At 40.9% G+C, this 19,298-nt stretch carries 14 protein-coding genes, 2 tRNA genes and 3 rRNA genes; 13 read left to right on the top strand and 6 right to left on the bottom strand.

The window, feature by feature from the left end; genetic code table 11:
* The first annotated feature begins 48 nt into the window (after positions 1-48).
* The 9 genes from CKV81_RS06735 (at position 49) to rrf (ending at position 8,952) form a co-directional block, all read left to right on the top strand.
* The gene (locus CKV81_RS06735; RefSeq protein WP_095071709.1) at positions 49-537 is read left to right on the top strand and encodes an acyl-CoA thioesterase; all 489 of its coding nucleotides are present in this window, start codon (positions 49-51) and stop codon (positions 535-537) included.
* Complete coding sequence (gene rfbD / locus CKV81_RS06730; RefSeq protein ID WP_095071706.1) at positions 534-1,400, top strand: dTDP-4-dehydrorhamnose reductase; 867 nt, start codon at positions 534-536, stop codon at positions 1,398-1,400. The genes CKV81_RS06735 and rfbD overlap by 4 nt, the downstream gene beginning before the upstream one ends.
* Positions 1,397-2,056: a hypothetical protein gene (locus tag CKV81_RS06725; RefSeq protein WP_095071704.1), complete on the top strand. Its 660-nt coding sequence runs from the start codon at positions 1,397-1,399 to the stop codon at positions 2,054-2,056. Before rfbD ends, CKV81_RS06725 begins: the two co-directional genes overlap by 4 nt.
* Before the next feature lie 320 nt (positions 2,057-2,376).
* Positions 2,377-3,366, top strand: coding sequence for an IS110 family RNA-guided transposase (locus CKV81_RS06720; protein ID WP_095071656.1), 990 nt, complete (start codon positions 2,377-2,379; stop codon positions 3,364-3,366).
* A gap of 461 nt (positions 3,367-3,827) precedes the next feature.
* Positions 3,828-5,344: ribosomal RNA gene (locus CKV81_RS06715) — 16S ribosomal RNA — on the top strand.
* Between the two features lie 194 nt (positions 5,345-5,538).
* A tRNA-Ile gene (locus CKV81_RS06710) sits at positions 5,539-5,612 on the top strand.
* Positions 5,613-5,702: 90 nt separating this feature from the next.
* A tRNA-Ala gene (locus CKV81_RS06705) sits at positions 5,703-5,776 on the top strand.
* Positions 5,777-5,936: 160 nt separating this feature from the next.
* Positions 5,937-8,682: ribosomal RNA gene (locus CKV81_RS06700) — 23S ribosomal RNA — on the top strand.
* 162 nt (positions 8,683-8,844) lie between these two features.
* A 5S ribosomal RNA gene (gene rrf / locus CKV81_RS06695) occupies positions 8,845-8,952 on the top strand.
* Together the 16S, 23S and 5S rRNA genes with 2 tRNA genes alongside form the textbook arrangement of a ribosomal RNA operon.
* Positions 8,953-9,485: 533 nt before the next feature.
* On the opposite strand, the gene CKV81_RS06690 is transcribed toward rrf, so the two are convergent.
* From CKV81_RS06690 to CKV81_RS06670, 5 genes are all read right to left on the bottom strand, one after another.
* Positions 9,486-11,030, bottom strand: coding sequence for a BamA/TamA family outer membrane protein (locus tag CKV81_RS06690; RefSeq protein ID WP_258453824.1), 1,545 nt, complete (start codon positions 11,028-11,030; stop codon positions 9,486-9,488).
* 90 nt (positions 11,031-11,120) lie between these two features.
* Positions 11,121-11,915, bottom strand: a complete 795-nt coding sequence (locus tag CKV81_RS06685; protein ID WP_095071698.1) for an SDR family oxidoreductase — start codon at positions 11,913-11,915, stop codon at positions 11,121-11,123.
* 6 nt (positions 11,916-11,921) lie between these two features.
* Entirely contained in the window at positions 11,922-13,151 is a 1,230-nt protein-coding gene (locus tag CKV81_RS06680) for a 3-phosphoshikimate 1-carboxyvinyltransferase (protein ID WP_095071696.1), read from the bottom strand.
* Positions 13,152-13,184: 33 nt separating this feature from the next.
* On the bottom strand, positions 13,185-13,514 hold the full coding sequence (locus tag CKV81_RS06675) for a nucleotide pyrophosphohydrolase (protein WP_095071693.1): 330 nt from the start codon (positions 13,512-13,514) through the stop codon (positions 13,185-13,187).
* Positions 13,515-13,636: 122 nt separating this feature from the next.
* Positions 13,637-15,028: a hypothetical protein gene (locus CKV81_RS06670; protein WP_095071691.1), complete on the bottom strand. Its 1,392-nt coding sequence runs from the start codon at positions 15,026-15,028 to the stop codon at positions 13,637-13,639.
* A gap of 178 nt (positions 15,029-15,206) precedes the next feature.
* On the opposite strand from CKV81_RS06670, the gene CKV81_RS06665 reads away from it, so the two are divergent.
* Positions 15,207-15,458 carry a type B 50S ribosomal protein L31 gene (locus CKV81_RS06665; protein ID WP_002662609.1) on the top strand — a complete coding sequence of 84 codons (252 nt, stop codon included), beginning with the start codon at positions 15,207-15,209 and terminating at the stop codon, positions 15,456-15,458.
* A gap of 49 nt (positions 15,459-15,507) precedes the next feature.
* On the opposite strand, the gene CKV81_RS06660 is transcribed toward CKV81_RS06665, so the two are convergent.
* The gene (locus CKV81_RS06660) at positions 15,508-16,725 is read right to left on the bottom strand and encodes a DUF2142 domain-containing protein (RefSeq protein WP_095071687.1); all 1,218 of its coding nucleotides are present in this window, start codon (positions 16,723-16,725) and stop codon (positions 15,508-15,510) included.
* A 122-nt stretch (positions 16,726-16,847) separates the two neighbouring features.
* On the opposite strand from CKV81_RS06660, the gene CKV81_RS06655 reads away from it, so the two are divergent.
* The 3 genes from CKV81_RS06655 (at position 16,848) to CKV81_RS06645 (ending at position 19,286) form a co-directional block, all read left to right on the top strand.
* Positions 16,848-18,011 (top strand): GlmU family protein, encoded by a 1,164-nt coding sequence (locus CKV81_RS06655; RefSeq protein WP_095071685.1) that lies wholly within the window; start codon positions 16,848-16,850, stop codon positions 18,009-18,011.
* 110 nt (positions 18,012-18,121) lie between these two features.
* Positions 18,122-18,631, top strand: a complete 510-nt coding sequence (locus CKV81_RS06650) for an RNA polymerase sigma factor (RefSeq protein WP_095074327.1) — start codon at positions 18,122-18,124, stop codon at positions 18,629-18,631.
* Entirely contained in the window at positions 18,606-19,286 is a 681-nt protein-coding gene (locus CKV81_RS06645; RefSeq protein ID WP_095071683.1) for a hypothetical protein, read from the top strand. Before CKV81_RS06650 ends, CKV81_RS06645 begins: the two co-directional genes overlap by 26 nt.
* The last annotated feature ends 12 nt before the right edge of the window (positions 19,287-19,298 follow it).

The following is a 19,298-nucleotide window of genomic DNA, read 5'->3' as shown; positions in this document are numbered from 1 at the left end:
ATAAATCAAAACCATCCTTCATTAGGGTGGTTTTTCTATTTTTGCACCATGACTAAAGAAATATCCACAGTTGTTAAAGTGCGTTTCAGCGACTGCGATCCGATCGGGCATCTGAACAATGTAAAGTATCTGGAATATATGCTCAACGCCCGCGAAGACCATGTAGAAGAGTTTTATGGGTTTACATATGAAGAATATACCCGGAAGACCGGCTGCACCTGGATCACCATTCAGAATGAAATTGCCTACCTGCAGGAAGTTCGCTATAATTCCAGAGTCGTTATTTCCAGCAAAACAATTGAAATTCAGGACAGGATTTCAAAAGTAGAAATCCTGATGAAAAGCGAAGACGGAACTAAGATCTTTGCAGTTTTGTGGATCACGGTCATTTATTTCAATATGAAAACCCGTAAATCCGAGGTTCAACCTCCTGAGACCATTCAGCTTTTTAACAAATATCTTGTCAACCTGGAGCAGAAAGACTTCCAAAGCCGTGTAGAATTTCTTCGCCACCAAAACAAATCCTTAAAATCATGAAAAAAATTCTCGTCACAGGCGGTTACGGACAGTTGGGAAATTGCTTTCAGAAATTATCGTCCGATTTCGCAGACCGGTTCACTTTTGAATTTACAAACTCCGAAGCTTTAGATATTACGGATTCGTTTGCTGTTCTCGATTATTTTGATGATTTCAGACCGGATTTTTGCATCAATACTTCCGCCTACACCGCTGTTGACCTGGCAGAATCTGAACCCGAAAAAGCATTTGCAGTAAATGCTGAGGGCGTAGCAAACCTTGCCGAAGCTTGTAGGGACCATAATGCTGTTCTCATCCACGTTTCCACAGACTATGTTTTCGACGGCGAAACCAATTTGCCTTACGAAGAGGACAACTTTACCAATCCAGCTGGTGTCTATGGAGCTTCCAAAAGAAAGGGCGAAGAACTGGCTCTGGAAATTAATCCCAAAACGGTCATTCTGCGGACATCATGGCTTTATTCAGAATTCAATAAGAATTTTGTGAAAACCATGCTGAACCTTTTTAGCACCAAAGACGAACTCAATATCGTATCAGATCAGCACGGGCAGCCAACCAATGCTAATGATCTTGCCGAAGCTATCATGAAGATCATCGAATCAGAACATAAAACTTACGGCATTTTTCACTTTTCAAACCAACCGGAAACAACCTGGTATGCTTTTGCTACTAAAATAGCTGAGTTTTCAGATTCTAAAATAAAACTTAATCCAATAACAACCGAGCAGTACCCCACACCTGCAAAAAGACCGGCTCGAAGCACGATGTCGCTCGATAAAATAGAGAACATCTATCACATCCAGCCAAAACATTGGGAACACAGTTTGCAGGACTGCATCAATATTTTACAGAACAATAAATGAAAAAATACAGCGCATTAATCCTTATATTTTTGCTGAACGGTCTGTCAGCACAGTATATCACCCTAAGCAAAGCCATAAAAACCAGCGACAACAAAGACCGGTTTTTCTACAGGATTGATCCGGCAACTGCAAACGCTGAATACTTGGGCGAAGTGGAAGTGCAGGGTTTTTCCAACAACGACGCCGAAATTTTCCGTCAAATCTATACTAAAGCAAAAACCATCGGTGCCAACTCTTTTTCACTAAGAAAATCAGAAAATCTTGATGGGCAAATCACGTTCAATCCTGCACACTACTTTCTCGACCTGTATTACACAGCTGATATCCCTCGCCAGGAAAATCTCATTTATGTCATTTCATCGGCTTCCAAACCACAGAACATTAAATTCAATAATAAAACTGTGACTTTGCTGCCTCGCACCTATGTCAGACATTCTTTAACCGAAGGCTTGTCACTGTCAGTGGGCCGCCTGCTTGGCTCCAGGATCACACTTTCGCCCAAGCAAAACCAGCCCGAGCAGTACTTTCAGGTTGTTCCCGCAGGCATCCGTGCAGACCAGTCCGGTCCCGGTGGGCTCAATCTCAAGTCCGGCGATATTATTCTCCTCGAAAAATCTTACGCAGGATTTCTTACCACAATTTATCAGGAGCATTAGTAAATTTTTTTCAGGAGCTTTTTCCCGCTCTACGCTCATACTCCTCGCTCATTCATTCCGCTGGCTCCATTCATTCGCTGTGGGGTAACCGCTGCTATGGTAAGTTTGCACTAGAATAATTAATGAAGTAAATTAGTTGATAATATTAACTAGAAAGAAAAACAGCAGGAGTAAGGCAGACGCTGCGTTGATACTTAAGATATCGCCCCTGATTTTATCCCCCTGCTGTTGTTTTCTTCCAAATCCGGATAGAACATTGTTGGTAAGAACTTTTACCATGATGGATCAGAAGAAAACGTTCTTTCCAAAAAAAAGAATTGATGTCAAATTTATTGAAAAAAGTAATTGGTGTGGACGTTGGGTCCAAATTTTTAACGCTTAGTTTCCTGGACGATGAAAAAGGAGAACAGGTTTTGAATTTGCCAAATAATGAGCGCAGCATTTTGTCGTTTCTGTCTAAAATCTCTCCAAGCGATTATTGTTTTGTGATTGAGGCAACCGGAAACTACAGCAGCCGCCTGCTTCACCTCTCTATAGGAAAAGGATTTGAAAGCAGTCTGATCAACTGTATGTCTGTGAAACATTTTGCAAGGATGAAAAACATCATCACGAAAACCGATGCGGAGGATGCAAAACTGATCAGGAATTACGGAGAGATGTTCCGTCCGGAATTTTATATTCCAAAAACTCAGGATATTGAATATCTGGATCAGGAAATAAAGCTTCTTAATGATCTGGAAGAAGAAAAGCGTCGTTACGCGGTAAAGCTAAAAGCCTTAAGATTCCATTCCGTTGTTAATCCTTCAACAGAGAAACATTATGAAAAACGTTTAAAGCAACTGGAGAAAGAAATCAAGGAAGTTGAGGCCAGATTGCCGCAGTTGCAGGATGAGGAATTTACAGAAACTAAAAACCTGCTGCAGTCTGTATCGGGAATTGGCGAAAAGACGTCACTCCAATTAATGACTGCCACCTCAGGATTTAAAAATTTTCATTCTTCAAAATCTCTGGTAAAGTATTTTGGTCTGGCTCCAAGAATTTACCAATCGGGAAAGAAATCTTATTCACCAGGAAAATGCCGAACTTCAAAAACTTATATCCGAAGTATTCTCTATGTCTGTTCCTGGACGGCGATAAAGCACAACCAAAAATGTAAAGAGCTCTACTTACGGCTGCTTGAGAAGGGCAAGGCAAAAAAACTGGCTCTGATTGCCGTATGCAACAAACTTCTACGAATATGCTTCAGCGTAGTAAAAAACAAAACACCTTTTCAACAGGATTTTCAAAATAAATTAAAAATTTCAACCTGAAAAATTTGCAGATTAACATAGAACATCGGGGCTATTCTAGATTTCACATCTGCAGGCGGTAAAAATTTTTGTAGCTAATTACCAAAAAGTTACATAATTCCCACTAAATTTTTTCAGACAAAATTTGGAAGATTAAGAAAAGTCCGTATCTTTGCAGTCCCAATTCGAGAGAAGGGGAGCGCAGAAGAGGAGTTGATAATTAGAGAAGATGTTTAGGGGATTATACTTTTAAAATTTTTCTTTCTGAAAAGAAAGCAGTTAGATAAAATTTTAAATTTTTTTTCAAAAACATTTGGTCAATTAAAAAATACTTTATACTTTTGCACTCGCAAATCAGACGAAACGACAGAAAGTAGTTTGAAGAGCGGGAAGAGAAACAGATCATTGAAATAAGATATAACAACCAAGTAAGGAAAAAAAACCAAAGCGAAGTCAAACTTTGAGTGGGTCAGAACAAACATACAATGGAGAGTTTGATCCTGGCTCAGGATGAACGCTAGCGGGAGGCCTAACACATGCAAGCCGAGCGGTAGAGTTCCTTCGGGAACTTGAGAGCGGCGTACGGGTGCGGAACACGTGTGCAACCTGCCTTTATCTGGGAGATAGCCCTCCGAAAGGGGGATTAATATTCCATAATATATCAGTTGGCATCAATTGATATTGAAAGCTCCGGCGGATAGAGATGGGCACGCGCAAGATTAGATAGTTGGTGAGGTAACGGCTCACCAAGTCTGCGATCTTTAGGGGGCCTGAGAGGGTGATCCCCCACACTGGTACTGAGACACGGACCAGACTCCTACGGGAGGCAGCAGTGAGGAATATTGGACAATGGGTGCAAGCCTGATCCAGCCATCCCGCGTGAAGGATTAAGGTCCTATGGATTGTAAACTTCTTTTATACAGGGATAAACCTACTTACGTGTAAGTAGCTGAAGGTACTGTATGAATAAGCACCGGCTAACTCCGTGCCAGCAGCCGCGGTAATACGGAGGGTGCAAGCGTTATCCGGATTTATTGGGTTTAAAGGGTCCGTAGGCGGGCTCGTAAGTCAGTGGTGAAAGCCTGCAGCTTAACTGTAGAACTGCCGTTGATACTGCGAGTCTTGAGTAAATTTGAAGTGGCTGGAATAAGTAGTGTAGCGGTGAAATGCATAGATATTACTTAGAACACCAATTGCGAAGGCAGGTCACTAAGATTTAACTGACGCTGATGGACGAAAGCGTGGGGAGCGAACAGGATTAGATACCCTGGTAGTCCACGCCGTAAACGATGCTAACTCGTTTTTGGGTTTTCGGACTCAGAGACCAAGCGAAAGTGATAAGTTAGCCACCTGGGGAGTACGTTCGCAAGAATGAAACTCAAAGGAATTGACGGGGGCCCGCACAAGCGGTGGATTATGTGGTTTAATTCGATGATACGCGAGGAACCTTACCAAGACTTAAATGGGAGTGGACAGGCTTAGAAATAGGCCCTCCTTCGGGCCGCTTCCAAGGTGCTGCATGGTTGTCGTCAGCTCGTGCCGTGAGGTGTTAGGTTAAGTCCTGCAACGAGCGCAACCCCTGTCACTAGTTGCTACCATTCAGTTGAGGACTCTAGTGAGACTGCCTACGCAAGTAGAGAGGAAGGTGGGGATGACGTCAAATCATCACGGCCCTTACGTCTTGGGCCACACACGTAATACAATGGCCGGTACAGAGGGCAGCTACACAGCGATGTGATGCGAATCTCGAAAGCCGGTCTCAGTTCGGATTGGAGTCTGCAACTCGACTCTATGAAGCTGGAATCGCTAGTAATCGCGCATCAGCCATGGCGCGGTGAATACGTTCCCGGGCCTTGTACACACCGCCCGTCAAGCCATGGAAGTCTGGGGTACCTGAAGTCGGTGACCGTAAAAGGAGCTGCCTAGGGTAAAACAGGTAACTAGGGCTAAGTCGTAACAAGGTAGCCGTACCGGAAGGTGCGGCTGGAACATCTCATTTTAGAGACTATACGTCAAAACAAAACAAAAAGAACTTGCTTAAAGTTTTGCTTTGGTTTTTTTTACTCGGTTGTATATTAAAAAATAAAACCCACTAGAAATTAGTACAGGGAAAGAGATACAAGAGCCAAGAGCCAAGAATCAAGACGATAGAGTCTTGTATCTGGAATCTGGAATCTAATTGTCTAAGCAGACAGTCTCGTAGCTCAGCTGGTTAGAGCGCTACACTGATAATGTAGAGGTCGGCAGTTCGAGCCTGCCCGAGACTACTAATTGAACAGATTGGGAGATGCCCGAACCAGGAACCAGGACGGTCTTAAGTCTTGAATCTCGGATCTGGGTTCTCAAAGTCTACTAGAGGGGAATTAGCTCAGCTGGCTAGAGCGCCTGCCTTGCACGCAGGAGGTCAAGGGTTCGACTCCCTTATTCTCCACAGTTTTGGAAGACTGGTTTAAAAGTTACGGACGGAGCCAAAAACAACGTCTGTTCATCAGTTTGAAGAGAAGAAAAAAGATCATTGACATTAACGGTAAAGACATCACAAAGAGAAAACCGAGCACTTTCGAGTGCTTTAGGAAACTAACAAAAATAGGAAAGAAATCGTTAAGGGCGTATGGCGGATGCCTAGGCTTTCAGAGGCGATGAAGGACGTGGTAAGCTGCGAAAAGCTGCGGGGATTGGCACACACGAGTTGATCCGCAGATGTCCGAATGGGGCAACCCGGCTGGTTGAAGGCCAGTCACACCGCAAGGTGAGCAAACCCGGAGAACTGAAACATCTAAGTACCCGGAGGAAAAGAAATCGAAGAGATTCCGTAAGTAGTGGCGAGCGAAAGCGGATTAGCCCAAAAGCTTTTATATGTTTAATAGAACGTTTTGGAAAGAACGGCCATAGAGGGTGATAGCCCCGTATATGAAAGGCATACATAAGTGATAAATGAGTAGGGCGGGACACGTGAAATCCTGTCTGAATATGGGGGGACCATCCTCCAAGGCTAAATACTCCTGAAAGACCGATAGTGAACAAGTACTGTGAAGGAAAGGTGAAAAGCACTTCGAATAGAAGGGTGAAAGAGAACCTGAAACCGTACGCCTACAAGCGGTCGGAGCCCACAAGTTGGGTGACGGCGTGCCTTTTGCATAATGAGCCTACGAGTTAATTTTACTAGCGAGGTTAAGTAATTAAGTTACGGAGCCGAAGCGAAAGCGTGTCTGAATAGGGCGAATAGTTAGTAGGATTAGACGCGAAACCTTGTGATCTACCCATGGGCAGGTTGAAGCTTTGGTAACACAAAGTGGAGGACCGAACCGGTTGACGTTGAAAAGTCTTCGGATGACCTGTGGGTAGGGGTGAAAGGCCAATCAAACTGGGAGATAGCTCGTACTCCCCGAAATGCATTTAGGTGCAGCGTTGCGTTAGTTTATTAGAGGTAGAGCTACTGATTGGATGCGGGGGTTTCATCGCCTACCAATTCCTGACAAACTCCGAATGCTAATAAATGATGCGCAGCAGTGAGGGCATGGGTGCTAAGGTCCATGTCCGAGAGGGAAAGAACCCAGACCAACAGCTAAGGTCCCTAAATATATGCTAAGTTGAAACAACGCGGTTGGACTGCATTGACAGCTAGGATGTTGGCTTGGAAGCAGCCATTCATTTAAAGAGTGCGTAACAGCTCACTAGTCGAGCGGTCCGGCATGGATAATAATCGGGCATAAGCATATTACCGAAGCTATGGCAGTATTTATACTGGGTAGGGGAGCATTCTATCGGCGCAGAAGCAGTACCGCGAGGTATTGTGGAGCTTATAGAAAAGAAAATGTAGGCATAAGTAACGATAAAGGGGGCGAGAAACCCCCTCACCGAAAGACTAAGGTTTCCTCAGCCATGCTAATCAGCTGAGGGTTAGTCGGGGCCTAACGCGAACCCGAAAGGGGTAGTGGATGGACATTAGGTTAATATTCCTAAACTTGCTCTCGTTAAAAGGGGACGGTTCACTGTAGTTGCTGAAGACTGACGGAATAGTCAAGGCCTAGCCTTCGGGCGAAGCTGCTGTAATGAAGGTGGATCCAAGAAAAGCCGAAGAGAAGCAACCCGTACCAAAACCGACACAGGTAGTCGAGGAGAGAATCCTAAGGTGCTCGAGTGAGTCGTGGCTAAGGAACTAGGCAAAATAGTCTCGTAACTTCGGAAGAAGAGACGCCCCGAGCAATCGGGGCCGCAGTGAAGAGGCCCAGGCGACTGTTTATCAAAAACACAGGACTCTGCTAAATCGAAAGATGCTGTATAGGGTCTGACACCTGCCCGGTGCTGGAAGGTTAAGGAAGGCGCTTAGCGTAAGCGAAGGCGTTGACTGAAGCCCCAGTAAACGGCGGCCGTAACTATAACGGTCCTAAGGTAGCGAAATTCCTTGTCGGGTAAGTTCCGACCTGCACGAATGGTGTAACGATCTGGGCACTGTCTCAGCCACGAGCTCGGTGAAATTGTAGTATCGGTGAAGATGCCGATTACCCGCAATGGGACGAAAAGACCCTGTGAACCTTTACTATAACTTCGTATTGACTTTGAGTAAGCAATGTGTAGGATAGGTGGGAGGCTTTGAAGCCGGTACGCCAGTATCGGTGGAGCCGACGTTGAAATACCACCCTTTGCTTACTTGGAGCCTAACTTCTTTAGGAAGGACACTGCGTGGTGGGTAGTTTGACTGGGGTGGTCGCCTCCAAAAGAGTAACGGAGGCTTTCAAAGGTACCCTCAGCACGCTTGGTAACCGTGCGTAGAGTGTAATGGCATAAGGGTGCTTGACTGTGAGACCTACAAGTCGATCAGGTGCGAAAGCAGGACATAGTGATCCGGTGGTTCCGCATGGAAGGGCCATCGCTCATAGGATAAAAGGTACTCCGGGGATAACAGGCTAGTCTCCCCCAAGAGCTCACATCGACGGGGAGGTTCGGCACCTCGATGTCGGCTCGTCACATCCTGGGGCTGGAGAAGGTCCCAAGGGTTGGGCTGTTCGCCCATTAAAGTGGCACGCGAGCTGGGTTCAGAACGTCGTGAGACAGTTCGGTCTCTATCTATTGCGGGCGTTAGATGTTTGAGAGGGCTTGAATCTAGTACGAGAGGACCGATTTGAACAAACCTCTGGTGTATCTGTTGTGCCGCCAGGCGCACCGCAGAGTAGCTATGTTTGGTAAGGATAAGCACTGAAAGCATATAAGTGCGAAACCTGCCTCAAGATGAGACATCTTTTAAGGGTCGTTGGAGATGACGACGTTGATAGGCTACAGGTGTAAAGCTGGTAACAGCATAGCCGAGTAGTACTAATTACCCGTAGATTTATAGCCTATTGGTCCGGCACTCGGAAGTGCAACTCAAGGTTTTTTCTTTGTGAGCGTTTTTATCGATAAATATTGTACGAAGTACAATGTACAATGTACAAAGTATTGATGGTGCATCATAACAAGAATGTACATTATACATTTTACATAGTACAGCAATACAATATTTAGGGTGGTTTTAGCAGAGGGGCTCACCTGTTCCCATTCCGAACACAGAAGTTAAGCCCTCTAGCGCCGATGGTACTGCTAACGCGGGAGAGTAGGTCGCCGCCAGTTTTTTTGAAAAATCCTTCATTCGAAAGAGTGAAGGATTTTTTTGTTTTATACCCAGGGCTTAAAGGAGCCCGAAAGGTTAGGTGGTGTTCGATAAAGTACTGCGAAGGAGGCTTGAATATGATTTTGCCGGTCATCGTTCTAAATAGTTGTTAGCCTATTCACCATTCATCATTCACCATTCATCATTCATCATTTATTGCTCTACCGGGTCCCGCCCGCCCTTATAGCCCCGATGGAAGCGGCATCCTTTTGTGATGAGCAGGGCGAAGAGCAAAAGATACAGCGAACAGCGGGGGGGAAAGAAATGAGAAAGGGCTTCACGAAATGCTCCCAAAAAAGAAACTTATACCTACATAATAAATCGCTATTCTGAAGCCTAATTTTCTTTGGCAAGTATTTCTATCTTATCATTTACTGTTCTTTCTCCAATAAGAACGCTTATTTCTGTCCTTTCAATTGCTGCTCGCTTACCATGTAGAATTTGATTAACTAAACTTCAGGTGATCGCTGTTCATGAAATTTTTAGAGATAAATTAAAACCTCGTAAGAATTCCCCAATGGATTTTTGTATTTCTGAAGGTAAACGGCTCACCAACCTGATTACCGTTTGATATCTGAAAGGACATCAGACCCACCGGCAAAATGAAATTAAAACCGGTACCAAAACTGTAGAATTTAGAATTTGAAAGATTTTTATTATTCACAAATGCATATTGTGCAAAAACATCGAAGAATGCCTGATTACTGATCAGATAGCGGTATTCTGGACCCGCGAAGGCATAGAGCTCTCCCAGTATTGAATTTTCATTAAATCCGCGCAGAGAGTTCCAGCCGCCTATTCTGAAAATTTCATTTTCAGAGAGGGAATTTTTTGCAATATGCGAGGCGGACTCTGCTTTGAGATTGAGATAATGATTTCCTTTTAAATGCAGGTTTTTTTCTCCTGAAATAAAATATCTGAATTGTGTGGCTTTCAGATCGTCCGTCTGGTAATTGGTATTAATAAAATCAGTTTCAGCACGCAGCCATATGTCATTTAAAAACAGATCAATTTCGGTCGGCTTTGTATATTCATACCATATTCCGACGCCTTTTCTGCTGAAATCTTTTGCATTGGTATATAAAGAATCCAGAACCGAAGAAAGTTCAAAATTACCTCTGATCCCAAATTTCTCACGGGAGGAAAGGTGATAATAAATTCCGGGTAATATTTTCACTGTAGCATAATCCGACTCCTGGCGGTAAATGTGGACCTCATTCCGAAAACCTAAGTTGGATTTAAATAAATAGGGGATGTCGGTCAACAGGTCAAAAGTCTGCCCACGGTTCGGATTGCGCTGCCAAAACAGGCTGATGGTTTCAAAACCATTAAATAAATTCCTTAAATTGACATTCAGCGTTCCGTTTAAAGTGAACTTTTCATTTTCGTCATTTCCGAAACCCAAAACACCGTCGAAAGTATTTGATTTTTTCTTTTGGGCAAAAAGATAAATTTCCGTAGAATCTTTTGTGAACAGTGTTTGCGGTGGCTTTTCCAGAGAAATATAAGGATGGTTCTGCAGTTGGCTGTTAATCAATGAAAGATTTTTTTCGCTGTAAACTTGGCCCTTATATTCTTTTTCAAGATTTTTTACAAATCTCGCCGGAAGCTTGTCATAACCTTTGATAACAAACCGGTTAATTTTTCTTTTTTCGGTAGGAATTACTGAAATTTTTACAGAAGGAGATCCGTTTTTTAAACCGTCATACTTAGTTTTAATACGGCTAAAGGAATAGCCTTTTTGAATATATTTCTGATTAATGCTTCGCCTGAGCGAATCCAGGTTTTTGAAATAAAATTCCTTTGGAAGTTTTAAATCTGCGGCAATTGTATCTGAAACTGTAACCCAACCTTCATTGAAATTCTTACCCTTATCAAAATAAATCTCAGTACTATTTTGATTTTGTTTAACAGCTTTAAGTTGTGTGAAGAAATAATTGTTTTGCGAAAGGGAATCCAGAAATTTAACCGCAGATATTGAATCTTTTTTAAGGTAACGCCTGTCATCCTGTACATCGATTAAAACAAATCTTTTCACCTGTGCTGGGAATAAGGCACAAATAAGTAATAAAAGAAATGTGAACCGCAAACTCAATCCCGTACGTTTTATGATTTATTAAACTGAAATTCAATCCAGTTTATTATACTTTTTCATCAGGTTTTCATAGAAATTTTGCGGGAGAAGCCATTTTAAAGGCACGCCGATTTTTTGCCCGAATTTTCCAAAATAATAATGCGCTTTCCAGTTATTTTTTTTGAGAAGGGTTTCAATATACCTGGCCACATCCACAGGTTCCGTACCTTGATCTACATGAGCATTCATCAGCGAATAGACTTTATCAAATACTTTTTTGTAAGGTTCAGAAACTTCGCTTTTTACCCTGTGGTCCGCAATATTGGTTTTTATGTCACCTAAATGCAGTGTACAAACCTGGATATTCCACGGCGAAACTTCATAGCGAACGGCTTCAGTTACCTTATCCAACGCAGATTTGGATGCTGAATAGAATCCACGAAACGGTAAGCCCATTTCTGAACCGATGCTTGAAATATTGATGATCTGCCCGGATTTCTGGTCCCGCATTTTGGGCAAAACCCCAGACATCATTTGCACGGAACCGACCAGATTGAGATTGAAAAGTTTAAGAATTTCGTCCTGAGTAGCATCTTCCACGGGGCCGACCATTCCCATTCCGGCGTTGTTTATCAGGACATCGATACGGTTTTCAGTATTTAAAATTTCAACTATTGCATTCTTTACCTGAGCCTGATCTGTAATATCAGTCGGAACCGTTTTGAAGTGTGGACTTTCCACATTTTTTCTGCTTAAGCCATAAACTTTATGGCCTTTTTTACCGAAATATTCTGCTAAGGCAAAGCCAATTCCGGAAGAAGTACCGGTTATGATGATGGTTTTACTCAATTTGTTTTAATTAATGGGTTCTGTAACTTCATTAAAATCTTCCCAAAATTTTGGATAAGACTTTTCAACCACAGTTTCGTCTTCAATTTCAAGATTCTGGATCAAAGAAAAAGGTGCAAAACTCATCGCCATTCTGTGGTCGTGGTAGGTTTTTATGACAATATTTTCGTCCGGATCGGTGAAATTTACTGATTTTATCGCATCATCAGAAATTTCGGTTTCGCAGCCGATTTTTTTCAACTCATTCTGAAGCGCAAGAAGCCGGTCGGTTTCTTTCACCTTCAAGGTCGCAAGTCCTGTAAGTTCAAACGGAACTTTTAGGGCAGTCGCGGTTACACAAACGGTTTGCGCGATGTCCGGGCAGTCATTCATATTGAGTTTTATACTGTCAGGATAGATAAAGGTCTCCGGAAAAAGACTGATTGTATGTTCCTGGATATCAGTCACTGTATTGACTCCGAAACACTCCCAGTAAATTTCTTTAAGCGCTGAATCGCCTTGGTAGGAGTGGTTATTAAAACTTTTTAAACTAATATTTTTCCTCGAAATTGCGGATAAAGAGTAGAAGTAAGAGGCGGATGACCAGTCGCTTTCAACCACATAATGGAATATATTTGATTTTTTATCGTCAAACGTATGGTTTTTGATCGAAATTCTGTTTCCGGAAAATTCTGTTTCAATGCCGATGATCTTTAAAATTTGTAAAGTCATATCGATGTAGGGCCGTGATGTAATTTTGCCGCTAAGTTCGATATTCAGGCCGTTCGGTAGTTTTGCTCCGATGAAAATTAGTGACGTAATAAACTGGCTGGAAACGTCAGCCGGAATTTTCACATTGCTTTTCACGATGTTTTTCCCTCTGATTTTCAGCGGAGGAAATCCCTTGTTTCCCAGATATTCAATCTCAGCACCCAAATCTCTCAACGCATCAACCAAAAAACCGATTGGGCGCTGTTTCATCCTTTCAGAACCGGTTAAGACAACATCTTTTCCCGGCTGGATCGCAAAATAAGATGTCAGGAAACGCATCGCTGTACCGGCGTGATTGATATCGATGATTTCAGAATCGCTTGCCAGCGCTTCCTGCAAAAGCCTGGTGTCCTGCGAATCCGAAAGATTATTGATTTTCACGTTCTGAAAGAGCGCATTTAGTATGAGCAAGCGGTTCGAGATGCTCTTCGAACCGCAGATTTGTATCGTTTTATTGGCTATGTGAGTTCTTTTTTCTAAAGTCATAAATCAATTCTATGGTTTTACAAAAAGTCAAACCTAATCTTTTAATTTTTCGTTGTTTTGATGGCGTTCCTTGTCGCGCTCGGTTTTCAGCTTCATTTTTTTATCGAAAGCTTCCTGCAAGTCCGTCCCGGTTTGGTTCGCGAGGCATAACGTCACAAAAAGAACATCCGCAAGTTCCTCACCTAAATTTTTAGACTTGTCGCTGTCCTTTTCGCTCTGTTCGCCATATCTGCGGGATATAATGCGTCCCACCTCACCTACTTCTTCAGACAAAATGGCCATATTCGTAAGCTCGTTGAAGTAGCGCACACCAACGGTTTTTATCCATTCATCAACCTGTTTCTGTAGGTTTGTGATTTCCATTTATCTTATTTTTTTTTCGTATTATTTGACTTTAAAAGAAAAAACACCGCCACCATCGTGATGATAAATGGTGCCAATATCAACAGAAGTTCTTGAATTCCCAGTTTCATGGTTTAAAATTTTTATTGATATGCACCAATGGTAGGAGCGGTTGTTCTTGAAATTTTAACAATATCTAATGGGATGCTTTGCGCATACGTCAGTTTTGCCTTTCCTTTTGCCGGCGAATCATTGGCGAGGCGAAGGTTGGTTTTTGCCAGATTGTAATTCAGGAATTTCGGATCCTGATTTTTTATTGAATTCACAATCATTGCGTTACCGTCAAAATTGAAACCGGCATTGTTTCCATATTTAAGCAAGGAAGAATCAATCAAATAAGTAAAGATCTGTCCGGATGTCGGTTTGAAAATCATAGCATTATCCCGGCTCGTATGGATGATTGAATTTTTTATATTCAGTGTCAGTGGCGCCTGTTCTACAGTTCCAGAAGCATTTTTAAATTCATTGGTCGCATAAAGCGCAAGCCCCGGCATTGAGGCGTTTAGACTCCAGTAATTGGTTAAGGTGCAGTGAGTCAAATCAATATTTCCACCTTTAAAAATCCCAAAACTGCTCTCACCGCAGTTGTACATCACCGTATTTATTGCTGTAACTGAGGAATTTACTGCCAAAATCCCGTAATTCTGAAAGGTGTGAATCTGTGTGTTGCGAACGTTTGCGGTACCTTTTACCATTTCAAGCCCGGAAGTTCCACCAAATATTTTAGCATAATTGATATTCGCTGTCGCACCTTCTTCCATTTTAATGCTGTTCCAGTTCACAGGAATTGTGTCGTAACGGGTTTCATTTCTGTCACCACGGAAAATCACTTCTTCATTCAAATCTCCGGAAACATTTAAGGTGGCATTTTTAGAAATTTTCAAGCCGCTGTTTTTGGAAAAATAGATTTTGGTACCTTTTTCTATGTTCAGGGTTTTGCCTTCAGCAAGCGTAAGATCACCGTATATTATTTTTGCTTTATTGCTTTGCCACGTCGTATTTTGAGCAATGATATTTGGGTTGGCCGACGTCTTCACGAAAAACTCGGCATCCTGAACGACAGAAAGCAGTGTCACATGCTGATTGCTGCTGAAATTGATCCGGTCTTCGGCGATGGCTTCTTTAGAATTGGCTATGGGTGCAATTTCAACGAAGATAAAAAGGCTGTCTTTTTTCCGTAGCGGAATATCGGTGAATTCAGTGCCGGATTTCCCGTCGACATTTAATCTGTATGGAGAATTGCTGCCGCCCTGAAGGGAAATTTTAGGGATTTTGATGTCTTTGTCTTCCTGGTTGTAAACTTTCACAGCGTAAGTTTCAGATCTTACCTGATTGTAAACAGTATCCAAAACCAGTGTATCCTGAGAAAATCTAAGTTCTTTAGAAGGTGCGTGGAATGAGATTTCATCCCGGTTGCAACCAGTTATAAAGAGGAACGCCATTAATAGTGAGGCAATAAATATATTTAATTTCATCAAAGGCAGATTAGTATTCAAATTTAACCAATTTTCGGGAATATTATTGTTGTAAAATTTTCTTTATCATAAGTTTGCTGAATTAAAAAATATTATTAATTTTGCAGTCTAAAATTTAGCAGAGGAATATCCATTACTATTTCTGAAGCAAAACTTTAATTTTTTAAATTTTTAAATTATGAAACAAGGAATTCACCCAGAAAATTATAGACTTGTTGTTTTCAAAGATATGAGTAACGACGAGATGTTTCTTTGCAAATCTACTGCAGAAACTAAGGACACTATCGAATACGAAGGAGAAACATACCCATTGATCAAAATGGAGATCTCTTCAACTTCTCACCCGTTCTATACAGGTAAAGTAAAACTTGTGGATACTGCCGGTAGAGTAGACAAATTCATGAACAAGTACAAAAAATTCGCTAAGTAATTTTTTATTTAACTTATATTAAAGCCTTTCAAGTTTTGGAAGGCTTTTTTTATTGTATTAAAACACTCTGTTTCGCCATTACTAATAGGCCTTCCTTTTTATGCTTTTCAAACTTTAAGATTGTAAATCCATATCCCAGTGAGAAAAAAAGTATTAGGATTACAAGGCTTACTTTTTTATTAATCGAAAATTTATCAATTAAAAACTTATAACTAAAACTGAATATGATGGCAATGAATATAAGGGATGGAAATAGAAATCGGCCTTGCGACTGATAATATTTATAACCAAAATAAATCGACAACAAAATATTTATGCCAAGTGTAAAAACCGCAGTTAACAAAAGTAAGCTTCTGTGTTTTTTTAAAATTATTGTAGTTCCTAAAATTAGTCCTAATAAAAGGAGATATGAAAAGGGATATATTATTGGCCGTATATCATTAATGATTCCCGCAACAGCAAAAAATGACCATATCAAAGTATGAACGATGTAACCTAGTGCTTTAGAAAAACTGTCCCAGTTTTCCCCTATTGCATGTGCTTTACTAAATCCTAAAACAGAATCGTACAAAGCTAAGTTCCTTAAAAAGAATACTGCAGAAAGTATTGCTGTAAATAAGCCGATTAAGAGTAATTGATATAAATTTTTGAAATTTCTTTGCTTCACAAATTGTAACAGAAAATAGGCTGTAACAAAAAAGACAATAACAGATGCTGAGTATTTTGTAATGATTGACAAAGTTATCCAAAGGGAAACTGAAAATAGGTCTTTTATTCGATTAAAATTAGAGTGGAGGAGAATATAAAAGGTTACAACACTAACCGGAATAATGAGATTGTCATTATTTATGGAAGAAGAGACAAAAATATAAGTAGGAAGAAGAGACAAAAATATTAAAACAACAGATGTTCGGAAGTCTCCAATCGCAAATTTGTCCAAAACTTTTTTAGAAAAAATGAAAGTAATAATGAATAAAATCACTGAAAAAAAACGAAATAGATAAAACGCTGTAGTAATTGATTTTACATTGAATAAAGATAAAATAATATAATAAAGAGGTGGCTGGTGAAATTCCCAATCTTTTGTCTCGCTTCCCGTTACCGAATAGGCAATTGGGAGATGTTTATTTTCTGAAATATACCGTATATACTTAAAATGAGCCTCTTCATCAGGAGCATAAAACATCGGAATATAAAACAGAGTGAATAACCTAACAAGAATTCCTATAATAAGTAAATAAACAAAGAATAATGAAGAGTTTTTCATCTGGCTATTTTCTAGCTTTAACAAAAATATTAAAACTTTAATTTTACTTTTATAATATGCGATTTTTTTTATTGTATTTTTGAATAACGTTAAACATTGAACTTTTTTAAAACCCTGAATGAATGTTGCAACTCGTTTTTTCAGACGCACAATATTGGGAAGATTTTCTTCCGCTTACGTTTACAAGGCCAACAGCAGAGATGCGCTGCGGAATACTCACATTCGCCGAACGCTGGCAGAAACTTCTAGAAATTCAGGAAATTTCTTTCATTACGGAAGATTACCTTCAGGAGAAATTTAAAAAACCGGAAGGGAAGGAAAGCCTTTTCATCGTTCCGAATTTTCTCCCAACGGAAACAGTTTTGGAGCAGATCAAAAATCTGCATCAGGGCGAAGCGTTGGTTTATGAGAACGAACTTTTGGCTGCGCGAGTGAATATGGAAAGTTTCAGTCTCAACCAGATTGAAAAAATGACCGACATCACCGAGGAACTTCTCTTCTTCAAACAGCCGACCGATTTATTTTCTTATAATGATAAAGCGATTGATTTCGATTTTGAACTTTTGACTAATGGCAGAACTTCACAACCGCTTTCTGAAACCAACGGCCTCCTTGGGAATAAGGAAGATTTGTTTATCGAAGAAGGCGCACAGATTGAATTTTCGACATTAAATACGAAATCCGGAAAAATCTACATCGGAAAAAATGCCGAAGTGATGGAAGGCTGCAACCTTCGGGGGCCGATTGCGCTTTGCGACGATTCTAAATTTAACCTTGGAGCAAAAATTTACGGCGCGACAACCATCGGGCCACATTCCAAAGTTGGTGGCGAGGTGAATAATATCGTGATTTTTGGTTATTCTAATAAAGGCCACGACGGTTTTGTCGGAAATTCTGTAATCGGCGAATGGTGCAATCTTGGCGCAGACACCAATTCATCAAACCTGAAAAACAATTACGCTGAAGTAAAACTGTGGAACTACCGCCTGAAACGGTTTGCCAATACCGGGCTTCAGTTTGCAGGGCTGATCATGGGCGACCATTCAAAAACTGCGATCAACACACAGCTCAACACCGGGACGGTTGCAGGCGTAGCGGCCAATATCTTCAAAAGCGGTTTCCCGCCGAATCTGATTGATAATTTTTCGTGGGGCGGAATGAAAGGCGATGAAAAGTTTAAACTCGAAAAAGCGTATGAAGTGGCAGAAAAAGCCATGGCAAGACGCAAAGTTCCTTTAACAGAGGCTGATAAAGATATTTTGAAGTATATTTACGAAAATTATTGATTTTAATTAAATCATTAAAAAATAATCCGTTAAAAAATTTTAGCGGATTTTTTTATTTCCAGTGTAATATAATTCCGAACTTGGTTGTCTTACCATTAGAAACGAAAACTATGACTCACGAAACTTTCAGGGATACGGTATTTATTCTCAAAGATGAGATGTTCCGTTTTGCAAAAAGATTCGTGATGAGCAGTGATGAAGCCGAAGATGTGGTGCAGGACCTGATGATGAAGTTCTGGCAGACCAGGGAAAAGCTTTCAGAGTATGGCAACCTGAAATCATTTGCCATGAAATGTGTAAAAAATGAATGCCTGAACCGCCTGAAACACGAGGATGTAAAGCTGGGTTTCGCAAATATCCAGCTTCATCAAAGCGAGCTTTATAAACCGGATATCAATAATTTAAAAGATGAAATAATCAAATACATCAGCGAGCTTCCCGAAAAACAGAAAACGGTAATTCACCTGAAAGATGTAGAGGAATATGATGTAAATGAAATCGCAGATATGCTCGAGATGGAAGAAAATGCAGTAAGAGTAAACCTGATGAGGGCAAGGCAAAAAATAAAAGAACGGATCACACAACTGATGAGTTATGAGCAACGACAAATTACAGGATAAATATAACCAAGTCTTCCAGGAAATGAAGGACGAAAAGATGAACTGGGATTTTGAGGACTTTCTGAAGCAGGCTGAAGAGCAAAAAAATGATGGGAAAATAATCCCACTTAAAGCTTTGGAAAAAAAACCAACCATACCGAAATTTTTCTGGTTGGCGGCAAGTATCGCACTTATATTGGGCGTATTTTTCTTAACCAAAACCTTTAATAATAAGCCTTCGGTGGAGGAACAGGATGCTTTCGTGAAAAATCAGATTATGATGCAGAAGCAGGAAGAAGATTTATTGGCTGTAAAGGAAATCAAAAGCCAGGATTCTGTAGCTGCCAGAAAAAAAGATTCCGTCGTACAAAATATATCTGCGGAAAAGGAAGCAGAAGAAGTGATGAATAAGATTCTCTCGAAAAAAAGCCGGATGAAAAAAGCGGTAAGACAAAAATGTGTTTCTGCCGAACCTAAACCAGCGCAGCAAGAAAACACAACCACTCTAAAACAACATAAAACTGAATATCAGGATAATTTCGTGATCATTAATGGCCAGAAAATCGAAAGCGAAAAAGAAGCGATAGATATTGCAAAATACTCCCTGCAAATGCTCTCGAGCCAGGTCTCGAAAACTGTAGCAAAAGCAGAACCTTTAACAGATTTTACAGAGTAAAAAGCTAATTAC

Source organism: Chryseobacterium taklimakanense (assembly GCF_900187185.1).
Classification (GTDB): domain Bacteria; phylum Bacteroidota; class Bacteroidia; order Flavobacteriales; family Weeksellaceae; genus Planobacterium; species Planobacterium taklimakanense.
Note: the sequence above shows the minus strand (reverse complement) of the source record. Positions and strands in the feature narration are given on the sequence as shown.

What these genes read in the sequence shown, in the direction of transcription:
- CKV81_RS06645 (WP_095071683.1), top strand. Translation starts at nt 18,606, where the DNA reads ATGAGCAACGACAAATTACAGGATAAATATAACCAAGTCTTCCAGGAA.
- CKV81_RS06680 (WP_095071696.1), bottom strand. Translation starts at nt 13,151, where the DNA reads ATGACTTTAGAAAAAAGAACTCACATAGCCAATAAAACGATACAAATC.
- CKV81_RS06720 (WP_095071656.1), top strand. Translation starts at nt 2,377, where the DNA reads ATGTCAAATTTATTGAAAAAAGTAATTGGTGTGGACGTTGGGTCCAAA.
- CKV81_RS06655 (WP_095071685.1), top strand. Translation starts at nt 16,848, where the DNA reads ATGTTGCAACTCGTTTTTTCAGACGCACAATATTGGGAAGATTTTCTT.
- CKV81_RS06725 (WP_095071704.1), top strand. Translation starts at nt 1,397, where the DNA reads ATGAAAAAATACAGCGCATTAATCCTTATATTTTTGCTGAACGGTCTG.
- CKV81_RS06660 (WP_095071687.1), bottom strand. Translation starts at nt 16,725, where the DNA reads ATGAAAAACTCTTCATTATTCTTTGTTTATTTACTTATTATAGGAATT.
- CKV81_RS06665 (WP_002662609.1), top strand. Translation starts at nt 15,207, where the DNA reads ATGAAACAAGGAATTCACCCAGAAAATTATAGACTTGTTGTTTTCAAA.
- CKV81_RS06675 (WP_095071693.1), bottom strand. Translation starts at nt 13,514, where the DNA reads ATGGAAATCACAAACCTACAGAAACAGGTTGATGAATGGATAAAAACC.
- rfbD (WP_095071706.1), top strand. Translation starts at nt 534, where the DNA reads ATGAAAAAAATTCTCGTCACAGGCGGTTACGGACAGTTGGGAAATTGC.
- CKV81_RS06650 (WP_095074327.1), top strand. Translation starts at nt 18,122, where the DNA reads ATGACTCACGAAACTTTCAGGGATACGGTATTTATTCTCAAAGATGAG.
- CKV81_RS06735 (WP_095071709.1), top strand. Translation starts at nt 49, where the DNA reads ATGACTAAAGAAATATCCACAGTTGTTAAAGTGCGTTTCAGCGACTGC.
- CKV81_RS06670 (WP_095071691.1), bottom strand. Translation starts at nt 15,028, where the DNA reads ATGAAATTAAATATATTTATTGCCTCACTATTAATGGCGTTCCTCTTT.